The sequence below is a fragment of the Pseudomonas extremorientalis genome (assembly GCF_001870465.1).
GTDB lineage: Bacteria > Pseudomonadota > Gammaproteobacteria > Pseudomonadales > Pseudomonadaceae > Aquipseudomonas > Aquipseudomonas extremorientalis.
The window spans coordinates 390,008-410,558 of the sequence record NZ_MDGK01000015.1; the positions used below are offsets into that span (position 1 = coordinate 390,008).

Sequence of the window (20,551 nt, forward strand, 5' to 3'; positions counted from 1 at the left end):
TTGGCGGGGATGTGTCTTACGGCGGGGTCCATCGAGTCAACATGATCGGGAGTCGGAATTAAACGCGATGAATGTTTCGTTTCCGTCGTGTGCCGGTAAAACTCCAATGCCCAGTTATACTTGCGTCATATTTCAAGCCTGATACAGGCATTCATGTTCAGCCACCACAAAGGGAGCGGCGGGTGAGTCTCACAGGTCTTGCGCAGCGTATGAGTAAAACAAGCTTTCATCGACTGGTGCTTGGCCTCGTCTTCAGTTCCGTGCTGGTCGGCTGCTCCAGCTCGCCAAGCAGCGGCGCACGGGTGGTTGACCGTAACAATGCCGTCCCGCAAAAGCCGACGGTGACCACCGGGCAATACGTGGTGCGCAAAGGCGACACATTGTTCTCGATTGCCTTCCGGTATGGCTGGGACTACAAGGCGCTCGCAGCCCGTAACAATATTCCCGTGCCCTACACGATACATCCCGGTCAGACGATTCGTTTCGACGGCCGCACCGGTTCTGCGCCTACGACAGTTGTGACAAACACCGGATCTTCGCCGTCGTCCTCCAGCAAAACCACCATCATTACCCGGCCTGCAGGCACCGCTGCGCCCGCTCCTGCAAGCAAGCCGGCACCCGCGCCGCTGCCACCTGCCGGGCCTGCACCGACCGGTTGGGGATGGCCCTCAAACGGAGTGCTGATTGGAAAATTCTCTTCAAACGGTAGTTTGAATAAAGGCATTGATATCGCCGGAGATTTGGGACAGCCTGTTTTAGCTGCGTCTGATGGGACAGTGGTGTACGCCGGGAGTGGTTTACGGGGCTACGGCGAGCTGGTCATCATCAAACACAGCGATACCTACGTCAGTGCTTACGGTCACAACCGCAGGCTGTTGGTTCGGGAGGGGCAGCAGGTCAAAGTCGGACAGACAATTGCCGAAATGGGGTCAACTGGTACAGACCGGGTGAAACTGCACTTTGAGATTCGCCGTCAAGGGAAGCCTGTAGATCCACTGCAATTCCTACCCCGTCGTTGATATGTTGCACAGCCTGTTCCCTCACGTAGAAGGAACAGGCTCCAGCGTTGCCAAGGATAAAGGCGCCGCTTGAGCTTGAGGTCGAACTCACCAAAGGACTATAACAATGGCTCTCAGTAAAGAAGCGCCGGAGTTTGACATCGACGATGAGGTTCTCCTGATGGAGACCGGTATCGCTACGGAATCGATGTCGAATGAGGGACCTGCTGTACCTTCAGTTCGCACCAAATCCAAGAACTCCACCGCGTTAAAGCAACACAAGTACATCGACTACACACGGGCGCTCGATGCGACCCAGCTGTATCTCAATGAAATCGGCTTTTCCCCTCTGCTGACCCCCGAAGAAGAAGTCCATTTTGCGCGTTTGTCGCAAAAGGGCGATCCGGCTGGGCGCAAGCGCATGATTGAAAGCAACCTGCGCCTGGTGGTGAAAATCGCCCGACGCTATGTCAATCGCGGGCTGTCCCTGTTGGACCTGATCGAGGAAGGCAACCTGGGCCTGATCCGGGCGGTGGAGAAGTTCGACCCTGAGCGGGGTTTCCGCTTTTCGACCTATGCCACCTGGTGGATTCGCCAGACCATCGAACGGGCGATCATGAATCAGACCCGCACGATCCGGTTGCCGATCCATGTGGTCAAGGAGCTCAACGTCTACCTGCGGGCAGCGCGTGAGCTTACTCAAAAACTCGATCATGAACCTTCGCCCGAAGAAATCGCCAACCTGCTGGAAAAACCGGTAGGGGAGGTGAAGCGCATGCTGGGCCTCAACGAGCGTGTGTCTTCGGTCGACGTCTCGCTGGGTCCGGATTCGGATAAAACCCTGCTGGACACCCTGACCGATGATCGTCCTACGGATCCTTGCGAGCTGTTGCAGGACGATGATCTGTCCCAAAGCATTGACCAGTGGTTGTCGGAGCTCACGGACAAACAGCGCGAGGTGGTGATTCGCCGCTTCGGCCTGCGTGGCCATGAGAGCAGCACCCTGGAAGACGTAGGCCTGGAGATCGGCCTGACCCGTGAGCGGGTACGGCAGATCCAGGTAGAAGGGCTCAAGCGCTTGCGCGAGATCCTGGAGAAGAATGGCTTGTCGAGTGAGTCGTTGTTTCAGTAACGACCCAGCTTTAATGCTTGAATGTGGGAGGGGGCTTGCCCCCGATAGCGGTGACTCAGTCAAATCTTTATTGACTGACACACCGCTATCGGGGGCAAGCCCCCTCCCACATTGGTTTTATGCAGAGTCTTATTAGGGGGCATAGGGTCAAATCCCAGGCATAAAAAAACCCCGCTTTTAAGGGCGGGGTCTTTTTGACTGAGTCAGTACAAGTTAGATAACTTGAACTTCTTCAGCTTGCATGCCTTTCTGACCGCGGGTAGCGATGAAAGAAACCTGTTGGCCTTCTTTCAGGCTTTTGAAGCCGTCGGATTGGATAGCTTTGAAGTGAACGAACAGGTCGTCACCGGATTGTGGAGTGATGAAGCCGAAGCCTTTTTCATCGTTGAACCACTTAACGGTACCAGTTTGGCGATTAGACATGGTGTATCTCCTTGGACAAAGTTAACTGCGACTCAGGAAAAGCCCTGGCCGAGACTGAGTGCAAAGAGCAGGAAAAATTCTTGGAGATGGTTGGATCGAAATTCAACATATCGTGTAGAGATTCTCAGTGACACAAGCAGCACAGTGGCGCCACCTTAACCCTTTTTCCGGAACGTGCCAATGGTATTTCCGAAGGTTTCTCCATTTTCGTGACTGGCGGTGGTATTTCCGGTCACCCTGCACGTCAATGCGGGTCCCGGACCCGCTGGCTGCGGCTGATAGCAGCAGGCGCGTTCATCAAGAAAAGCCGCGTGGCCTTTGAACCCCAACGCCGGCCCCGGTAAGATGCCCCACAGAATTTTTCCACCTCGCTATTCAGGACACCCGCCATGAGCATCAAATCGGACAAGTGGATTCGCCGCATGGCGCAAGAGCACGGCATGATCGAACCGTTCGTCGAGCGCCAGATCCGTGGCCAAGGCGATGCCCCGGTGATTTCCTATGGTGTTTCCAGCTACGGCTACGATGTGCGCTGCGCCGATGAGTTCAAGGTGTTCACCAATATCAACTCGGCGATCGTCGATCCGAAGAACTTCGACGAAAAGAGCTTCGTCGACATCAAGAGCGACGTGTGCATCATCCCGCCCAACTCCTTCGCCCTGGCGCGCACCGTGGAGTTCTTCCGTATCCCGCGTGACGTGCTGACTATTTGCCTGGGTAAAAGCACCTACGCGCGTTGTGGCATCATCGTCAACGTGACGCCGCTTGAGCCGGAGTGGGAAGGCCACGTAACCCTCGAGTTCTCCAACACCACCACCTTGCCGGCGAAGATCTACGCCAACGAAGGTGTGGCGCAGATGCTGTTCCTGCAGTCCGACGAGGCCTGTGAAGTGTCCTACAAAGACCGTGCCGGCAAGTACCAGGGCCAGCGCGGAGTCACTCTCCCACGCGCTTGATCGAAAGGTCTTACACGCTAAGGGAATTAGTCTGCAGAAAGTGACTCTATCTAGGTGTACTGCCTCGGCGCGTGTAAAACGTGCCGGGCCACGCTTGAGGAGTACCTTATGAAGCTCGACCCGCGAATCAGCGCAGAACTTGCCCGGCTTGAACCCAACCAGATTGGCGTTCTGGCCTGGTCCCTGATGGCCGACCCCGCATACGGGGGCGGCATCCCCGGCCAACCCGAGCCGGACTACCCACAACCCACCGAACCCGGTGAGCCGACCCTGCCGGACGAGCCACCACCCGCACCTGTCGCCTGATACCTAGCGCACCGGCCACACCTCCTGATCACCGACCACATAGAGTCGGTGGTCATCGGCCTGTTCCACCGCAAAGCCACCGGTAAACGCACCGAACGCCGGCAACAAGCTGACCCGCGTCCCGATCTGAAAGCAGGGCAACCTTAGGCTTTGCCGGCCCTTGCCGCGCAAGCGGTACACCGGGTGTACATGCCCCGCCAGCACGTGGTGGCTGGGGTGGGCGGCAGGTTCATGCTGCAAGGCAAAGGGGCCCATCAGCAGTGGTTCCTCAACCACTTCAATCCTCAGGTCCAGCGGTGGGTCACCGGCGCGTTTATCGTGATTGCCGCGCACCAGCGTCAGGGCCAGCGCGGGATGGCGCTCGCGCCAGGCCCGCAAGGCGCCCAGGGTGCCGCTGGCGTGAGAGCCGGGACCATGCAGGAAGTCGCCAAGAAAGATCACCTGCGCGCACCCATGCGACGCGAGCAGCCGGTCCAGCCGCTCCAGATTGGCAGTGGTGGTTCCTTGCGGCACCGGCTGCCCCAGGCTGCGGTACGCCGAGGCCTTGCCAAAGTGCGCATCGGCAATCAACAGGCACCCGCGTGCAGGCCAGTAGATCGCTTTGTCTGCCAGCAACCATAATTGCTCACCCTCGAGCGTTATCGAACAGACCATCAACGCTTCCCGTTATCCGCGACTTTTTCCAGGTCCTTGACCATCCTTGCAATACGCTCCGAGAGTTTTTCCGAACTCATGCTTTCGCGCATCCGCTCGACCAGCAGCGGAAAGGCCAGGGGAGTCGGCCGTTCGATCCGGTGCAGGTCCAGCTTCAACGCCGACAGATGACGCAACGTCACTTCCAGCCGACGAATATCCAACTCATCGCGCAGGACTTCTTCCCCAGCCTGAGCCAGCAACAGGTTCTGCGGGTCGTACTGTTTGAACACCTCGAAGAACAGACCGCTGGACGCCTGCACCTGCCGCGTACTTTTCGGCGCACCGGGGTAGCCGGCGAACACCAGCCCGGCGATGCGTGCGATCTCGCGAAAGCGGCGCAGCGCCAGCTCCCCGGCATTCAGGCTGGCGGCCACATCTTCCAGCAGGTTCTCAGGACTCAGCAGCGCGTCATTCAACAACACCGGCCAATCCACAGGCGTGGCGCTCAGCAACTCCAGCCCGTAGTCATTCACGGCAATCGAAAACGTCACCGCCTGCCCCTGGCTCACCCGCCACGCCAACAGACTCGCCAGCCCCAGGTGCACCTGGCGCCCGGCGAACGGATAAAGAAACAGGTGCCAGCCTTCCCGCGATTTCAGCGCTTCGGCCAGCAGATGCTCGCGTGTGGGCAGGCCCGACCAACGTAACTGCGTCTGTAACAACGGTTGCACCGCTTGCATTTCCGGCCCCTTGAAATGCCCGTGCGCCGCCGCATCAAAGCGCTCCACCACCGCCTGGGCCAGCTCGTTGGAAAGTGGCATGCGCCCGCCATTCCAGCGCGGCACGGCGGCTTTTTTGGCGGTGCTGCGGCGCACGTAGGCGGTCATGTTTTCCACGCGCACCAGCTCCAGCAGACGCCCGGCGAACAGGAAACCATCCCCGGGCTTGAGCCGCGCAATAAAACCTTCTTCGACACTGCCCAGGTTCTTGCCGCCCCCGCCCTTGCTCCAGTATTTCAAATGGATGCTCGCGTCACTGACGATGGTGCCCACGCTCATGCGGTGACGGCGCGCCAGACGGGCATCGGGGACACGCCAGACGCCCTGTTCGTCCGGCTCCACGCGACGGTAATCCGGATAGGCCGTCAGCGACAGGCCGCCATGGCGCACAAACCCCAGGGCCCATGCCCAGTCTGCGTCCGTGAGGTCACGGTACGCCCAGGCCCCGCGCACTTCCGCCAGCAGCTCATCTGGCGTGAAGCCACCGCCCAGCGCCATGCTCACCAAATGTTGTACGAGTACATCCAACGGTTTGTGCGGCGATTCCCGCGCTTCGATGCGCCGCTGGGCAATCGCATCCTGGGCCGCCGCCGCTTCCACCAGTTCCAGGCTGTGGGTCGGCACCAGCGTCACCCGCGAGGGCCGCCCCGGCGCGTGCCCCGAGCGCCCGGCGCGTTGCATCAGGCGTGCGACGCCTTTGGCCGAGCCGATCTGCAGCACCCGTTCCACCGGCAGGAAGTCCACCCCCAGGTCCAGGCTGGAGGTGCACACCACGGCCTTGAGCTGGCCATCCTTCAACGCCCGTTCCACCCAGTCGCGGGTTTCCCGAGACAGCGAGCCATGGTGCAAGGCAATCACCCCAGCCCAGTCGGGCCGGGCGTCCAGTAACGCCTGGTACCAGATTTCCGACTGGGCCCGGGTATTGGTAAACACCAGGCAACTGCTGCTGCTTTCGACCTCGGCCACTACCTGGGGCAACATCTTCAAGCCGATATGCCCGGCCCAGGGAAAGCGCTCGGCGACCGGCGGCAGCAAGGTGTCGACCTTTAACTCTTTGGCCGTTTGCCCCTGTACATTGATCCCGTCGCCTTGCGGGACTAACACCTCCAAGGCATGGGATTGGTTACCCAAGGTCGCCGAAATGCCCCACACCATCAGTTCCGGATGCCAGCGCCGCAGCCGCGCCAGTGCCAATTGCAACTGCACGCCGCGCTTGTTGCCGATCAATTCATGCCATTCATCCACGATCACCATGCGCAGGTGCGCCAGGCTCACCTGGCTGTCGGCGCGGGCCAGCATCAGGGTCAGGCTTTCCGGGGTGGTCACCAGCGCGGTCGGCTGGCGACGGGTCTGGCGAGCGCGCTCGCTGCTGCTGGTGTCGCCGGTGCGCAGGCCGATGCTCCAGGGAATCTGCAAGGCTGCAAGCGGTGCTTCGAGGGCGCGGGCGGTGTCGGCCGCCAGGGCACGCATGGGCGTGATCCACAGCACCGTCAGCGGTTCAGCGGGTGGTTTACGTTTACCCACAACAGGCGGGCGAGTGATGGCAAAGCGATTGAGCGCCGCAAACCACAGCGCGTAGGTCTTGCCGGCGCCGGTGCTGGCATGCAGCAACCCCGACCGGCCGCCCTTGACCGCCGCCCACACCTCTTTCTGAAAAGCGAACGGCTTCCAGCCTTTGGCGGCAAACCACTGTTTGGCGAAGTCGATGGGTTTTGCCATGGGGCGGCGGAACTCTGGAAGGTCTATTTCACAGACCTTCCAGAGCGCGCAAAGGTTTACTTCAAATTGCCACTCAGGAACTGCTGCAAACGCTCGCTCTTCGGATTGCCCAGCACGTCCTCCGGCGCGCCTTGCTCTTCCACCAGGCCCATGTGCAGGAACAGCACCTGGCTCGACACCTTGCGCGCAAAGCTCATCTCGTGGGTCACCATGATCATGGTGCGACCTTCCTCGGCCAGGCCCTGGATCACCTTCAACACTTCGCCCACCAGCTCCGGGTCGAGGGCCGAGGTGGGCTCGTCGAACAGCATCACCTCCGGCTCCATCGCCAGGGCGCGGGCGATGGCGACGCGTTGCTGCTGGCCGCCGGACAGGAACGCCGGGTATTGATCGGCCACGCGTGCCGGCAGGCCGACCTTGTCGAGGTAGCGACGGGCACGGTCTTCGGCGTCCTTCTTGCTGCAACCCAGCACCCGGCGCGGAGCCATGGTGATGTTTTCCAGCACGCTCATGTGGCTCCACAGGTTGAAGTGCTGGAACACCATGGCCAGGCGCGTACGCAGGCGCTGCAATTCGGCGTCATCGGCCACGCGCATGCCGTGGCGGTCGCTGACCATGCGGATCGGCTGGCCGTCGAGGGTCATCGCGCCGTCGTTGGGGGTTTCCAGGAAGTTGATGCAGCGCAAAAAAGTGCTCTTGCCCGAGCCACTGGCGCCGATCAGGCTGATCACGTCACCGGTCCTGGCCTTGAGCGACACACCTTTGAGCACCTCATTGTCGCCATAGCTTTTATGCAGGCCTTCAACGGTCAATTTGTACATGGGGCGTGCATCCTCAAGGCGAAAGTAGGTAGCCGCTGCGGTAGGCCTCTAAGCCTGCGACATGGCCGATGACCATCCCGGCAGTGGCCATGCGGCGCAGCGAACGGGCGTAAAGCAGGCCGGCCTTCTGGCAGTGCACGGGCGTTACGCGGTCGGTAATGGGGTCGATGATTTCGGCGATCAGTTGCCCGGCTTCCAGGTATTCACCGGGCAGGGCGCTGAACACCAGCAGGCCGCCCACCGGCGTCGCCACTGGTTCAACGCCGGCCAGTGGCGTGGCGGGGTAGGGCAGGTCCGGCAGCGGTGCGACATCGCCAGCAATGGCACCGAAGTGAATCAGGTAATCGATGATCGCCTGGCAGTCGAGCGCCGCCAGGCCATGGTTGACGTCGCCTTGCCCGCGCAGCTCGACGGTCACCGAAAAGCTGCCCATGGGGATCGGGAAGCGCTCGCCGAAGCGTTGCTGTAACTGCCACCACACCAGGGTGAAGCACTCGTCGAAGGATTGCCCGCCGGAGTCGGTGGCGAGCAGATTCGCCTCCGAGCCGATATAGCGCGCCAAGGGTTCCACCTGCGGCCAGGCCTCGGGCGTGGTGTACAGGTGCGCCACGGCTTCGAAGTCGCAATGCAGGTCCAGCACCATATCGGCGTCGCAGGCCAGGCGTTGCAGTACCAGGCGCTGGGACTGCAGTTGGGTGTCGGCGCTTTGCTCTGCGAGGGCGGTGGACAGCGCGCTGCGGATCCGTTCGACGTTGTGCCGGGGATCATCCCCGAGTAACTCCTCGACCTGGTCACCCACCGCTTCACCGAGGTCGACAAACCGGCGATTGAAGTTCTGCCCGCTTTCCAGTTCGTAGCGGCCCAGCGGGATGTCCATCAACACCTGTTCCAGGCCGACCGGGTTGGCGATGGGCACCAGCACGATTTCACTGCGCAGGCGACCGGCGGCGGCCAATTTCGCCAACTGCACCTTGAGGTGCCAGGCCACCAGCATGCCCGGCAGTTCATCGGCATGCAGCGATGACTGGATGTAAATCTTGCCCTCGGCCTGCTCCGGGCCGAAGTGAAAACTGTGAATCTGCCGCGCCGTGCCGGGCACGGGCGCGATCAACTCATGAATCTGATGCCGCATGAACGCTCCTTAATGGCTCGGCCCGAGAAAGGCCAGCCAACGGCGCTCCGCCAGACGAAACAGACCGACCAGGGCAAAGGTCACGGTCAGGTAGATCAGCGCAGCGATACCGAATGATTGAAAGGTCATGAAGGTGGCCGAGTTGGCATCCCGCGCCACTTTGAGGATGTCTGGAATCGTTGCGGTGAAGGCCACCGTGGTCGAGTGCAGCATCAAAATCACTTCATTACTGTAGTAGGGCAGCGAGCGACGCAACGCCGACGGCATGATCACGTAGGCATAGAGCTTCCAGCCGCTGAGGCCGTAGGCTTTGGCCGCCTCGACTTCGCCATGGGCCATGCTGCGGATCGCCCCGGCGAAAATCTCCGTGGTGTAGGCGCAGGTGTTGAGGGCGAAGGCCAGGATGGTGCAGTTCATCGCGTCGCGAAAGAACGCATCCAGCAACGGTTGTTCGCGCACGGCGGCGAGGCTGTAGATGCCGGTGTAGCAGATCAGCAACTGGATATAGAGCGGCGTGCCCCGGAACAGGTAGGTATAGAACTGCACCGGCCAGCGAATCAGGCGCTTGCGCGACACGCGGGCAATGGACAGCGGGATTGACACCAGGAAGCCGATGACCAGGGCGGCGCTGAGCAACCACATCGTCATGGCCAGGCCGGTGATGTGCTGGCCGTCGCTATAAAGGAAAGGGCGCCAGTATTCCTGCAAGAGTTCGATCATCGCACGGCCTCCCGGGCGCCAGCGGAGTAGCGACGTTCAAGGCGGCGCAAGACGAAGTTGGACGCGCTGGTGATCAACAGGTAGATCAACGCGGCGAGGACCAGGAAGTAGAACAGTTGGTAGGTGCTCTTGCCGGCATCCTGGGCGGCCTTGACCAGGTCGGCCAGGCCGATGATCGACACCAGGGCCGTGGCCTTGAGCATCACCATCCAGTTATTGCCGATACCCGGCAGGGCAAAACGCATCATTTGCGGGAAGGTCACGTAGCGAAACCGCTGCCCGCGCTTGAGCCCATAGGCGGTAGCGGCTTCCAGCTGGCCACGGGGCACCGCGAGGATCGCGCCGCGAAAAGTCTCGGTGAAATACGCCCCGTAGATAAAGCCCAGGGTGATCACCCCGGCGCTGAACGGGTCGATCTCGATGTATTCCCATTCCATGAAGTCGGTCAGGCCGGTAAGCCAGGTTTGCAGGCTGTAGAAAATCAGCAGCATCAGCACCAGGTCGGGCACGCCGCGAATCAGGGTGGTGTAGAGCTGGGCGGGGATGCGCAGGAAGGGCAGGCTGGAAAGTTTGGCGCTGGCGCCGAGCAGGCCCAGCACCACGCTGACGGCCAGGGACAGCACCGACAACTTGATGGTCATCCAGGTGCCTTGCAGCAACAGCGGGCCGAAACCCTTCAGGCTGAGCGCGCTCAACCCGAGGGTTTGCAACAGTTCTTCGAACATAAATCAGGACCTATGGCGATAAAAAAGCGCCCCTCCCAGGGAAGGGCGCTCCAGGCATTATTTGCCGCTGTACAGGTTCAGATCGCCAAAGTGTTTCTTCTGGATGGTGGCGTAGGTGCCATCATCGTGTAACGCTTTGATACCTTTATCCAAAAGCGCCTTCAGTTCAGTGTTACCTTTTTTGATACCGATGGCGGTTTTCGACGGCAGCAAAGGGTCGTCGATGGCCGCGCTGACTTCGTAACCGGCACCGGCCGGCGACTTCAGGAAGCCCAGTTCGGCTTGCAGCATGTCCTGCACGGAGGCGTCGAGACGGCCGGAGGTCAGGTCGGCGTACACCTGGTCCTGGTTGGCGTAGGCCTTGGTGGTCACACCGGCTTTATCCAGCACGGCCTTGGCGTAGGCTTCCTGGATGGTGCCCTGCTCGTAGCCTACGGACTTGCCCTTGAGAGACTCAGGTGTCGAGTAGCCCGCGCCTTTCTTGAACACCAGCGAGGTCGGGCCAGAGAACAGTTCGCTGGAGAAGTCGATGGCCTTTTCACGCACCGGGGTCACGGTCATGGACGAAATCACGCCGTCGAACTTGTTGGCTTTCAGGCCTGGAATCATGCCGTCAAAATCGCTTTCGACCCACTTGCACTTCACTTTCAGCTCGGCGCAGATCGCATTGCCCAGGTCGATATCGAAGCCCACCAGGCTGCCGTCCGCTGCCTTGGATTCGAATGGCGCGTAGGACGGATCGACACCAAAACGCAGTTCCTTGTATTCCTTGGCCAAGGCGGAACCTGCGGCCATGCACAGAGCCAGTGCAGAAAGGGTCAGCAATGCTTTTTTCATTATGTAATCCCTGGAAACCAAGATAAGCGCTTGTGGCGCGTTTAGGACTGTTACTGAACGGTGTCAGACGGATCACAAGTAGCAATTTCTGCACCATAGTTCCGAATGAGCGTTTTAAAAGGTGGGACAAGGGAGATCTGAGTGTAGGAAATGCCCGAAAATGGGCGCAGAAAAATGAGCGCACCATTTCGAGTCATAAAGAAATTCAGATGTTGGAGGGGGCTTGCCCACTCCCACCTGTTGATCGGTGTCAGGTCAGCAGGTCTTGCAGGGTGGCAAGGCTGTCGGCCTCATCCACCGCCTTATCCTGCCGCCAGCGCAACATCCGCGGAAACCGCACCGCAATCCCGCTCTTGTGCCGCTTGGACAAGGCAATGCCCTCGAACCCCAGCTCAAACACCATACTGGGCGTGACACTGCTCACCGGGCCGAATTTCTCTACGGTGGTTTTGCGCACAATCGCGTCGACCTTGCGCATTTCTTCATCGGTCAGCCCGGAGTAGGCCTTGGCAAAGGGCACCAGCGTGCGTTCGCTGCCGGGCGGGCCGTCCCACACCGCGAAGGTGTAGTCGCTGTAGAGGCTGGCGCGCCGGCCGTGGCCGCGCTGGGCGTAGATCAACACCGCGTCGACGCTGAACGGGTCGACCTTCCACTTCCACCACACGCCCATGTCCTTGGTGCGGCCGACGCCGTACAGGCCATCGCGGGCCTTGAGCATCATGCCTTCCACGCCCAGGCTGCGCGAAGCTTCGCGTTGTTCGGCCAGCGCTTGCCAGGTGGTTGCGGTCAGCAACGGTGAGGCGAGCAATACCGGTTGGTTGCACTGGGTGACCACCTGCTCAAGCTGGGCGCGGCGTTCGGCCTGGGTATGGTTGCGCCAGTCGTCGCCCTGATGTTCCAGCAGGTCATAGGCCAGGACCGCCACCGGCGCATCCTCCAGCACTTTCTTGCTCAAAGTCTTGCGGCCGATCCGTTGTTGCAGCAGGGCGAAGGGTTGCACTGCGTCCTTCCACACCACGATCTCACCGTCGATCACCGTGCCGTCCGGTAACCCACTCACCAGGCTGTGAAGTTCGGGAAAACGTTCGGTGACCAGCTCTTCGCCACGGGACCAGACCCACAGGCGCCCGTCGCGCTTGACCAATTGTGCGCGGATGCCATCCCATTTCCATTCCACCTGCCAGTCGGTGGGGGCACCGAGCAGCGCGTCGAATTGCTCCACCGGTTGCGCCAAGCCATGAGCCAGGAAAAACGGATAAGGCTGGCCGCCCCGTTGTGCATGCTCGTCGGACGATTCGGCAGCGATCAGCTTGAGGTAGCCCTCAGCGGTCGGACGATTGGACAGGTCGGTGTAGCCCACCAACCGCTGCGCCACACGCTTGCTGTCGAGATCGGCCATGGCGGCGAGGGCACGGGTAACCAGCAACTTGGACACGCCGACGCGAAAGCTGCCGGTGATCAATTTGATGCACACCATCAAGCTGGGTTGATCCAGTTGCGCCCACAACGCCGGTAGGCGCTCAGCCAATTCCAGGGGAGGCAAGCCGCGCAATGGCAGGAGTTTTTCCTCCAGCCATACGGCCAGGCCGTCCTCCGAGGTGTAGGTAGATTCCGGCAGCAGCAGGGAAATGGTCTCCGCCAGGTCACCCACTGACTGGTAGCTTTCCTCGAACAGCCACGGCTCGATGCCGGACGCTTCTGTGGCCATGTCCCGCAGCAGGCGCGTCGGCACCAGTTGCCGTGGCCGTCCGCCGGACAGGAAATACACGGCCCAGGCGGCATCTTCTGGCGCGGCATCCCGGAAGTAGGCTTGCAACGCAGCCAGCTTGGCGTTGCTGGAAGTGGTGGCGTCGAGATTCGCGTACAGCTCGGCAAAGGCCTTCATGCGCCGGCCTCTTCTTCGTCATCGCCGTATTCGGTGGTGAAGCCCTGGGCATCCAGGCCTTTTTCCCGCAGATGGCGCACCAATACGCCGACAGAACCGTGGGTGACCATCACCCGCTCGGCGCCGGTCTGCTCGATGGCCCACAACAGGCCGGGCCAATCGGCGTGGTCCGAGAGCACAAAGCCCCGGTCTACCCCGCGCCGGCGGCGGGTGCCGCGCAGGCGCATCCAGCCACTGGCGAAGGCGTCGCTGTAGTCGCCGAAGCGCTTGATCCAACTGCTGCCGCCGGCGGAGGGCGGGGCGATGATCAAGGCTTGGTGCAGCAATGGGTCGGTCTTGTTGAAGTCGCCGGCGTAGAGGGTTTCAGGGATATGGATGCCGGCCTCGCGGTACACCCGGTTCAACGGTTCGACCGCGCCGTGGCTGAGGATGGGCCCGATGCTGGCGTCAATGCCATGCAGGATACGCTGGGCCTTGCCGAATGAATAACAGAACAACACGCTGGCCTTGCCGGCGGCGATGTTGGCCTGCCACCAGTCGTTGATCCCGGCGAAGATCTGCGCCTGGGGCTGCCAGCGGTAGATCGGCAGGCCGAAGGTGGATTCAGTGATAAAGGTGTGGCAGCGCACCGGCTCGAACGGCGCGCAAGTGCCGTCGGGCTCGACCTTGTAGTCGCCGGACGCGACCCAGACTTCGCCCTGGTATTCCAGGCGCACCTGAGCCGAGCCGAGCACATGCCCGGCCGGGTGGAAACTCAAGGTGACGCCGTGGTGCACCAGTGGCTCACCGTAGGCCAGGGTCTGCAGGTTGATGTCCTGGCCCAGCCTGGAGCGCAGGATGCCTTCGCCGGGGGCCGCCGCCAGATAGTGCTGGTTGCCGGTGCGGGCGTGGTCGCCATGGGCGTGGGTGATGACCGAGCGTTCCACCGGGCGCCAGGGGTCGATATAGAAATCTCCGGCGGGGCAGTAGAGGCCTTCGGGGCGGGCGATGACAAGGTCCATGGGGTGACCGGGGGAGGTGGGCTTGTTACTTATGAGGCGGGTGTGGGCTGGGAAGTTCTATCTGAATGCATGCAGTCCAAATGTGAGAGGGGGCAAGCCCCCTCTCACATTAGATCCAGGTTTTTCAGGAAAGCCGGGTTACTTGCCGGGTGTCAGGGTCAACCTGGCCTTCCCGTACACCTTCTCGAAGTTCTGCGGCTGCATCGGGAAGCTCAGGTATTGCGCCTTGAGCGACGGGTCGATGCCATTGGCATAGTTCGGGCTGGCCGGGTTGCCGGACTGGCCGATGCCACCCTGGCCCATCATCGGTTCCACCTGGCCGAAATCGACGATCAGGCGCAGCGCGGGCACCTGGGTGGTGGCGAAGTCCTGTCCCCAGTTGTAGGGCGCCGGGTTCAAGGTATTGTGATCGCCACCGGAGGCCAGTGGGCCACGAATCACCTGGCCATTGGCGTTTTTCCAGGTGGTGGTGTGCAGCTTGCCCCACTGCCAGGCCTTGTGGTCGGCGCCCAGCTGACTGTCGCCGGCGCTGATCGCGGCGGCCAGGCTGCGGGCGAGAATCGCCGGTTTGTCTTCTTTCTGCGGCGTACGCACGTCATCCCAGAACGGGCTGTCTTCGCGGCCCAGCAAATGATCGGCCTGGGCGGCATAGGACAGGCTGGCGTTGCTGACAAAGGCTTTCCAGCTGGCGCTGTTTTCCGGACCCAGCTCGTCGAGGAAGATCTGTTTGGTGCTTTCCTGCAGGAACAGTTCATAGAGCGCAGCGTCGGCGGAGGTCGACACCAGGCGACCGTCGAAGGCCATCAGGCGACCCAGCGCTTCACGCGCCTTGGCCTGTTCCGCCGCCGGCAGTGCGTCAATCGCCTGTTTCAGCGGCTGGGCCATGCCCGGCGCCTGGAACATGCTCTTGAGTTTGGCGGCGAAGGTGGTGGTCTGATCGTACTGCATGGCGATCAGGCTGCGGCTGTCATGCTTGCCGGCATTGGCCAGTTGCGCCAGGCGCTCGCTGCGCTCCGGGGCATCCCAGGAATTGGACAGTTGCATGCCATAGCCACGCGGCGCGGTGCGCTGGTTGGCGGTGCCGATCCAGCCTTGGGCCGGGTCCTGGTCATAGGGATGCAGCATGGCGTCGGCGTAGCCATCCCAGTCAAACCGCGTGTCCCAGCCCGGCGACGGCAGCAAACCTTCGCCTTCGCGGCGGTTGGGGAAACGGCCGGTGACTTGCCAGCCAATGCTGCCGGCGTCGGCGAAGATCATGTTCAACGCGATGGCACGGATTTCCCGGGTCGCGTCCGAGGCTTTGCCGATGGTTTGCGCGCGGGACAGGTCGAAGAACGCATCCAGGCTCTTGTCGTCCTTGAAGTCGGCGGTTTGCAGGGCCAGGCCCAGACCGGTTGTCAGCGCCTGGCTGCTGTTGAGCAGGGCGCCGTGACGGGTTTCGTACACCACTTCGCGGATCGAGCGCTGGCCTTTGACGAAGAAGGTTTCGTTACGCACGCCCGCCGGCAGCCATTTGCCGTTGTTCTCGTAATACAGCGCGCTGCCCTGGCGTCTGACTTTTTCAAGGAACAGGTCTTGGGTGTCGCCCTTGACCGTGCTCATGCTCCACGCGACTTTGCCGTTGAAGCCGGACAGCAGCGTCGGCAGGCCGGCAATCGAAGCGCCGGCGGCCTGGTATTTCGGTGCGCGGATCTGTACGTAGCTCCACGGCGACGGTGCCTGCGGCTGGGCGGCGAGGTCGCCCGCCAGCAGGCTTTTACCGCTGCGGCTGCGCTGTGGGCCGATCGCCCAGTTGCTTGAGGTGGTGACCGCCAGGGCGTTGAGGCTGCCCAGTTGCTGGCTGACCGCGTCCAGCCCGGCCAGGCCGGTGATCTGGCCCAGGTTCACGCCCTTGAGTTTTTCGGCCTCGGCCAGCGGGATCGCTTCATCCGGCGCGCTTGGGGTGAGCCAGGCGAGTTTGTCGACGCCGACTTTCTGCGCCAGCACCAGCGACGAAATCTCTTCCTGCAGGTTGGCCGACTCGCTGAAATTCAGCAGGCAGAACAGCAGCGCCGAATCTTCCGGCTTCCAGTACTCGGGCTTGTAGCCGGTCTGGGCCAGGTCCGGCGGCAGCTTGTCGCGGTAGCGGAACAGGTAGGCGTTGACGCCACGCGCATACACTTCAAAGAAGCGCTTGAGACGCGGGCTGGAGGCGTTGTACAGCTCGCCGGCGCTTTTTTTCAGGTTGACCGCGCGCATGAAGCGGTCGACATCCAGCACTTCAGGCCCGGACATTTCCGCCAGGCGGCCCTGGGCCAGCAGGCGCAGGGTGACCATCTGGGTGATGCGATCACTGGCATGCACGTAACCGAGGCTGAACAGCGCGTCATGGAAGGTGTTGCTTTCGATCAGCGGCATGCCCTGAGCATTGCGGCGTACCGATACATTCTGCGCGAGGCCTTTGATCGGCTGTACGCCGGCAACCGGCGGCAGGGTGTCCTGGGTGCTCTGGAGCTGGCAACCGGCCAGGCTTAACGCACTGGCCACTGCCGCGGCAACGCCGAACCGGGGAAGAAAATGTGAGAGGGCTGGCGAGGCCATGGCAAAGCTCCTGCGGGGGGTAGCGTCAGTAAAGGCGCTACGTTAGTGAGCGCGGCGAAACGACGCAAGCGGGAGCCATGCCTTATTTTCAGCAATTGCGTATCAAGACTTGGGCGGGTTGACTTTCTGCACCAGCTCATACGCCCGGACCGTCGCCGGCCGTTCCTTGATGCTGTTGAACCAGCGATGCAGGTGTGGGAAATCTTCCAGGCGCTGGCTTTGCCATTTGTGGGAAACAATCCAGGGGTAGATCGCCATGTCGGCAATGCTGTAGTCCTCGCCGGCCACGAACGCACGGTCCGCCAGGCGCCGGTCGAGCACCCCGTAGAGGCGTGCGGTTTCATCCACGTAGCGTTTGATCGCGTAGGGGATTTTCTCCGGGGCGAACTGGCTGAAGTGATGATTCTGCCCCGCCATCGGGCCCAAGCCGCCCATTTGCCAGAACAGCCATTGCAGCACTTCCTGGCGACCGCGCAGGTCTTTTGGAATGAACTGGCCGGTTTTTTCCGCGAGGTACAACAGGATCGCGCCGGACTCAAACAGGGAAATCGGTGCGCCGCCGTCGGTCGGGGTCTGGTCGACGATGGCCGGGATGCGGTTGTTGGGAGCGATCTTCAGGAAGTCAGGCTTGAACTGTTCACCCTGGCCGATGTTGATCGGGTGCACCTTGTAGGGCAGGCCGGCTTCTTCCAGGAACAACGATATTTTGTGGCCGTTGGGGGTGGTCCAGTAATACAGGTCGATCATGAAGCTCTCCAAAAGTGGTGATGCTTGAACGGATGCCTGTAGGTATAGGTAATGCTGGGTGTGCGAAAATTCAATGAAACATTTGCGCATACCCTTAGAAGCAAATCAAAAAGCGCCATCCACCAACACCTGCAGCGACTGCTCTGAACAGCGCTCGATGCGCGCCCGCACGCGATACACCTCGGCAAACAACAGCGGATTGAGCACCTCGTTTGCTGCGCCACTGGCGTACAAGCGACCTTGGCGCAGCACGGCAATATGGTCGGCAAAACGTGCGGCAAGGTTGATGTCGTGCAACACCACCACGGCGATCAGGTTGTGTTCGCGCACCAGCCCACGCACGCACTCCATGACTTTCAATTGGTAATTGAGGTCGAGGGCGCTGGTGGGTTCGTCCAGCAGCATCACTTGGGGGCGCCGTGCAATCAGTTGGGCGAGGCTGACCAGTTGGCGTTGACCGCCCGACAGCGTGTTTAACCACTGATCGGCCAAGTGCGTGATGCCAATGCGCTGCAATGCCTCGAAGGCTTCGCGCAGGCAAGCGTCGTTGGACAATGGAAGGCCGTCCACAGGGGTGACGCGCAACGCGGCAATCACGCTCTCCATTACGCTGAGGCTCAGGCCCGGTGGCAGGTTCTGCGGCATGTAGGTCACACGCCTGGCGCGCTCGGCCACGGACATGGCTGACAGGTCGAGGTCATCCAGTCGTACGACGCCGTGCATCTTTTCCAGCCCGGCCACGGCGCGCAGCAAGGTGGACTTGCCGGCGCCGTTGGGGCCGATCAGGGCGGTCAGGCTGCCGTGGGGCAAGGTCGGCAGGCTCAGGTCATGCACGATCTGCCGGCGGCCATAACTTACATTGGCGTTGTGCACGCTTAACCCTTCGCTCATAACTGCCTCCCGCGCTTGAACACCAGCATCACGAAAATCGGCACGCCCACCAACGCCGTGACGATGCCCACCGGCACGCTCATACCGGGCATGATCAGCTTGCTGGCAATCGACGACAGCGCCAGCAACAGCGCGCCGGTCAGGGCGCTGGCCGGCAGCAGGAAGCGCTGGTCTTCACCGACCAGGATCCGCGCGATATGCGGACCCACCAGGCCGATAAAGCCGATGGTGCCGACGAACGCCACGGCGGTAGCCGACAACAGGCTGATGCGCAGCAACGAGAAAAACCGCAGGCGCTTGACGTCCACGCCGAAGCTTTGCGCGCGGTCTTCGCCCATGCGCAGCAAGGTCAGGTGCGGTGCGGCGGCGAAGGAAAACGGCAACACCACCGCGACCACCAGGGCCAGGATACCGAGCTTGTCCCAGTTGGCCCGGGTCACGCTGCCCAGGGTCCAGAACACCAGTTGTTGCAGCACATCCTCGGTGGCCACCAGTTGCAACAAAGCCACCACCGCGTTGCAACTGAATACCAGGGCGATGCCGAACAGCACCAGGCTCTCTACGCCGGCGCCCCGCAGGCGCGACATGGCTTGCAGCAAAAACACCGAGGCGGCGGCGAAGATGAACGCCGAAATGGAAATCGCCGTATTGGCCGACACCCACAAGGTCGTCACCGGGAACACAATCACCAGGGATGCCCCCAGCGCCGCCGCCGACGACACGCCCAAGGTAAACGGGCTGGCCAGCGGGTTGTTCAAGATCGCCTGCATCTCCGCCCCGGCCAGCGACAACGCACAGCCCACCAGCACCGCCATCAACGCGTAGGGCAGGCGCACGTTCCAGATGATCACCTGGTCGGTGGCGCTGAGGTGGGACGGGTGCGCAATCCCGTCAAGCAAGGCCAGCAGGCCCATGCCGGACGGGCCGCTGGCCAGGTCCACCAGCAGGGCGCACACCAGCGCCATGCCCAGTAGCGCCAATAGCCAGGCACGCCGCGCCAGCAGGCGGCGATAGCCGTGGGTGGCTGAGGCGAGGTCGAGGGTTTGCGTGGTCATTTAGAGGTGTCGATCCAATAGGCACCCTGCAACGGCATCCCCAGGAATTGCTGGTTGATCTGTTCCATGGTCGCCTGCGGGTCCAGCTTGGCGAACAAGTGCGGATGCACCCACTTGGCCAGCGACTCAATCGCCAGCAGGTTGTACGGCGAGTTGTAGAAGTCATGCCACAGACCGTGGGCATTGCCTGCGCGGATGGCACGCAGGTTGGCGAACTCGGGGCGCGCCAATACGCGGTCAAAGGCTTCACGCGCCTCGTCATGGCTCACGCCGGCACCCAGGATCAGCCCCGGCTTGTGGTTACCGGTGGCGACATAAATATCCGGGTCCGCTTTCAAGGCGTATTCCACGCTGATATCCCCCAGTGCCCCCGGCACCACATCGGCGGCGATGTTGCGCCCGCCCACCAGCTTGATCACTTCCCCCATGCCACTCTTGCCCGTGGTGTGCCCCGGCGCTTGCCAGGCGCCGGCCAGCAGTTCGAGGAACACGCTCGGACGCGGGCCGGCCGGCAAGGTGGCGACCGCGTCGGTGATGACCTTGAGGTGCTGGTCATAGAAGTCCAGGAAGGCCTTGGCCTGGGCTTCGCGCCCCAGCGCCTGGCCCAGCGCGTTCATGCTGGTGTGGGTGCCTTGCACCGGGTTGATGCGAAAGTCGACGAACAGCACCGGGATGCCCGCCTTGGCCAGCACATCGGCGACCGGGCTGTGTTCGGTCGGGCCGTGGCCGGAAATGCTGAACACCGCCAGGTCGGGTTTGAGCGAGAGGATTTCCTCGGCGCTGACGCTTTGTTCCGACGCCTGGCCGATCAGCGGGATGTCTTTCACGCTGGGAAATTTCGCCACGTAGGCGTTATAGGTGTGCTGGTCCAGCAGCTTCAAATCGTTCTGCCAACCGACGATGCGCTGGAACGGCGCATCGCGGTCCAACAGGGCAAACGCCGAAATCAAGCGGCCTTCACCGAGGACCACGCGCTTGACGTTGTCCGCCACGTCGACCTTGCGCCCCAGCACATCGGTGACTTCATGGGCGGCAGCGGTTTCGGCATGGCCGAGGACCAGCGCGGCGAACAGCACGCACAGCTTGAGTACATTACGGGGTTTCAACATGGCAGGAACTCCAGGTGAAGGCGGCGCATCAGGCATTGCTACAGCGCCGCAAGGGGTTGTGAGGCAAGGCGGCCAGGCAGGTGTCGACTTCGCAGGCGT

19 protein-coding genes are annotated in these 20,551 nt (G+C 61.8%); 4 read left to right on the top strand and 15 right to left on the bottom strand.

The window, feature by feature from the left end:
* Positions 1-182: 182 nt before the first annotated feature.
* Together BFN10_RS05535 and rpoS are read left to right on the top strand one after the other, a co-directional pair.
* Entirely contained in the window at positions 183-1,019 is an 837-nt protein-coding gene (locus tag BFN10_RS05535) for a peptidoglycan DD-metalloendopeptidase family protein (protein ID WP_071488816.1), read from the top strand.
* Positions 1,020-1,125: 106 nt separating this feature from the next.
* Positions 1,126-2,130: an RNA polymerase sigma factor RpoS gene (gene rpoS / locus BFN10_RS05540; RefSeq protein WP_025855149.1), complete on the top strand. Its 1,005-nt coding sequence runs from the start codon at positions 1,126-1,128 to the stop codon at positions 2,128-2,130.
* 213 nt (positions 2,131-2,343) lie between these two features.
* On the opposite strand, the gene BFN10_RS05545 is transcribed toward rpoS, so the two are convergent.
* Positions 2,344-2,553, bottom strand: coding sequence for a cold-shock protein (locus BFN10_RS05545; RefSeq protein ID WP_002554837.1), 210 nt, complete (start codon positions 2,551-2,553; stop codon positions 2,344-2,346).
* 389 nt (positions 2,554-2,942) lie between these two features.
* On the opposite strand from BFN10_RS05545, the gene dcd reads away from it, so the two are divergent.
* Together dcd and BFN10_RS05555 are read left to right on the top strand one after the other, a co-directional pair.
* The gene (gene dcd, locus BFN10_RS05550) at positions 2,943-3,509 is read left to right on the top strand and encodes a dCTP deaminase (RefSeq protein WP_071488817.1); all 567 of its coding nucleotides are present in this window, start codon (positions 2,943-2,945) and stop codon (positions 3,507-3,509) included.
* Positions 3,510-3,617: 108 nt separating this feature from the next.
* Positions 3,618-3,815, top strand: a complete 198-nt coding sequence (locus BFN10_RS05555) for a hypothetical protein (protein WP_058425267.1) — start codon at positions 3,618-3,620, stop codon at positions 3,813-3,815.
* Positions 3,816-3,818: 3 nt separating this feature from the next.
* On the opposite strand, the gene pdeM is transcribed toward BFN10_RS05555, so the two are convergent.
* The 14 genes from pdeM to BFN10_RS05625 form a co-directional block, all read right to left on the bottom strand.
* Positions 3,819-4,469 carry a ligase-associated DNA damage response endonuclease PdeM gene (gene pdeM / locus BFN10_RS05560; RefSeq protein ID WP_071488818.1) on the bottom strand — a complete coding sequence of 217 codons (651 nt, stop codon included), beginning with the start codon at positions 4,467-4,469 and terminating at the stop codon, positions 3,819-3,821.
* Positions 4,469-6,949, bottom strand: a complete 2,481-nt coding sequence (locus BFN10_RS05565; protein WP_071488819.1) for a ligase-associated DNA damage response DEXH box helicase — start codon at positions 6,947-6,949, stop codon at positions 4,469-4,471. Before BFN10_RS05565 ends, pdeM begins: the two co-directional genes overlap by 1 nt.
* A gap of 56 nt (positions 6,950-7,005) precedes the next feature.
* Positions 7,006-7,770, bottom strand: coding sequence for an ABC transporter ATP-binding protein (locus BFN10_RS05570; RefSeq protein ID WP_071488820.1), 765 nt, complete (start codon positions 7,768-7,770; stop codon positions 7,006-7,008).
* Positions 7,771-7,783: 13 nt separating this feature from the next.
* Entirely contained in the window at positions 7,784-8,902 is a 1,119-nt protein-coding gene (locus BFN10_RS05575) for a succinylglutamate desuccinylase/aspartoacylase family protein (RefSeq protein WP_071488821.1), read from the bottom strand.
* Positions 8,903-8,911: 9 nt separating this feature from the next.
* Positions 8,912-9,622, bottom strand: a complete 711-nt coding sequence (locus tag BFN10_RS05580; RefSeq protein WP_071488822.1) for an ABC transporter permease — start codon at positions 9,620-9,622, stop codon at positions 8,912-8,914.
* Positions 9,619-10,347 (bottom strand): ABC transporter permease, encoded by a 729-nt coding sequence (locus BFN10_RS05585; protein WP_071488823.1) that lies wholly within the window; start codon positions 10,345-10,347, stop codon positions 9,619-9,621. Before BFN10_RS05585 ends, BFN10_RS05580 begins: the two co-directional genes overlap by 4 nt.
* A 57-nt stretch (positions 10,348-10,404) precedes the next feature.
* Positions 10,405-11,184: a transporter substrate-binding domain-containing protein gene (locus BFN10_RS05590; RefSeq protein WP_021492416.1), complete on the bottom strand. Its 780-nt coding sequence runs from the start codon at positions 11,182-11,184 to the stop codon at positions 10,405-10,407.
* A gap of 250 nt (positions 11,185-11,434) precedes the next feature.
* Positions 11,435-13,069, bottom strand: a complete 1,635-nt coding sequence (locus BFN10_RS05595) for an ATP-dependent DNA ligase (RefSeq protein ID WP_071488824.1) — start codon at positions 13,067-13,069, stop codon at positions 11,435-11,437.
* Complete coding sequence (locus BFN10_RS05600; protein WP_071488825.1) at positions 13,066-14,070, bottom strand: ligase-associated DNA damage response exonuclease; 1,005 nt, start codon at positions 14,068-14,070, stop codon at positions 13,066-13,068. The genes BFN10_RS05595 and BFN10_RS05600 overlap by 4 nt, the downstream gene beginning before the upstream one ends.
* 138 nt (positions 14,071-14,208) lie before the next feature.
* Positions 14,209-16,650 carry a penicillin acylase family protein gene (locus BFN10_RS05605; RefSeq protein WP_071488826.1) on the bottom strand — a complete coding sequence of 814 codons (2,442 nt, stop codon included), beginning with the start codon at positions 16,648-16,650 and terminating at the stop codon, positions 14,209-14,211.
* A 102-nt stretch (positions 16,651-16,752) separates the two neighbouring features.
* A complete protein-coding gene (locus BFN10_RS05610; protein ID WP_071488827.1) occupies positions 16,753-17,397 on the bottom strand; it encodes a glutathione binding-like protein in 645 nt (214 codons plus the stop codon).
* A gap of 105 nt (positions 17,398-17,502) precedes the next feature.
* Complete coding sequence (locus BFN10_RS05615; protein ID WP_071488828.1) at positions 17,503-18,288, bottom strand: ABC transporter ATP-binding protein; 786 nt, start codon at positions 18,286-18,288, stop codon at positions 17,503-17,505.
* The gene (locus tag BFN10_RS05620; protein WP_071488829.1) at positions 18,285-19,343 is read right to left on the bottom strand and encodes a FecCD family ABC transporter permease; all 1,059 of its coding nucleotides are present in this window, start codon (positions 19,341-19,343) and stop codon (positions 18,285-18,287) included. Before BFN10_RS05620 ends, BFN10_RS05615 begins: the two co-directional genes overlap by 4 nt.
* A complete protein-coding gene (locus tag BFN10_RS05625; protein WP_071488830.1) occupies positions 19,340-20,452 on the bottom strand; it encodes an ABC transporter substrate-binding protein in 1,113 nt (370 codons plus the stop codon). The genes BFN10_RS05620 and BFN10_RS05625 overlap by 4 nt, the downstream gene beginning before the upstream one ends.
* Positions 20,453-20,551: the final 99 nt, after the last annotated feature.

Bases quoted from the DNA above. Each gene is read 5' to 3' on its own strand.
- BFN10_RS05625 (WP_071488830.1), bottom strand. From the start codon at position 20,452: ATGTTGAAACCCCGTAATGTACTCAAGCTGTGCGTGCTGTTCGCCGCG.
- BFN10_RS05585 (WP_071488823.1), bottom strand. From the start codon at position 10,347: ATGTTCGAAGAACTGTTGCAAACCCTCGGGTTGAGCGCGCTCAGCCTG.
- dcd (WP_071488817.1), top strand. From the start codon at position 2,943: ATGAGCATCAAATCGGACAAGTGGATTCGCCGCATGGCGCAAGAGCAC.
- BFN10_RS05565 (WP_071488819.1), bottom strand. From the start codon at position 6,949: ATGGCAAAACCCATCGACTTCGCCAAACAGTGGTTTGCCGCCAAAGGC.
- BFN10_RS05555 (WP_058425267.1), top strand. From the start codon at position 3,618: ATGAAGCTCGACCCGCGAATCAGCGCAGAACTTGCCCGGCTTGAACCC.
- BFN10_RS05610 (WP_071488827.1), bottom strand. From the start codon at position 17,397: ATGATCGACCTGTATTACTGGACCACCCCCAACGGCCACAAAATATCG.
- BFN10_RS05605 (WP_071488826.1), bottom strand. From the start codon at position 16,650: ATGGCCTCGCCAGCCCTCTCACATTTTCTTCCCCGGTTCGGCGTTGCC.
- BFN10_RS05575 (WP_071488821.1), bottom strand. From the start codon at position 8,902: ATGCGGCATCAGATTCATGAGTTGATCGCGCCCGTGCCCGGCACGGCG.
- BFN10_RS05590 (WP_021492416.1), bottom strand. From the start codon at position 11,184: ATGAAAAAAGCATTGCTGACCCTTTCTGCACTGGCTCTGTGCATGGCC.
- BFN10_RS05615 (WP_071488828.1), bottom strand. From the start codon at position 18,288: ATGAGCGAAGGGTTAAGCGTGCACAACGCCAATGTAAGTTATGGCCGC.
- BFN10_RS05580 (WP_071488822.1), bottom strand. From the start codon at position 9,622: ATGATCGAACTCTTGCAGGAATACTGGCGCCCTTTCCTTTATAGCGAC.
- BFN10_RS05595 (WP_071488824.1), bottom strand. From the start codon at position 13,069: ATGAAGGCCTTTGCCGAGCTGTACGCGAATCTCGACGCCACCACTTCC.
- BFN10_RS05570 (WP_071488820.1), bottom strand. From the start codon at position 7,770: ATGTACAAATTGACCGTTGAAGGCCTGCATAAAAGCTATGGCGACAAT.
- BFN10_RS05620 (WP_071488829.1), bottom strand. From the start codon at position 19,343: ATGACCACGCAAACCCTCGACCTCGCCTCAGCCACCCACGGCTATCGC.
- pdeM (WP_071488818.1), bottom strand. From the start codon at position 4,469: ATGGTCTGTTCGATAACGCTCGAGGGTGAGCAATTATGGTTGCTGGCA.
- rpoS (WP_025855149.1), top strand. From the start codon at position 1,126: ATGGCTCTCAGTAAAGAAGCGCCGGAGTTTGACATCGACGATGAGGTT.
- BFN10_RS05600 (WP_071488825.1), bottom strand. From the start codon at position 14,070: ATGGACCTTGTCATCGCCCGCCCCGAAGGCCTCTACTGCCCCGCCGGA.
- BFN10_RS05545 (WP_002554837.1), bottom strand. From the start codon at position 2,553: ATGTCTAATCGCCAAACTGGTACCGTTAAGTGGTTCAACGATGAAAAA.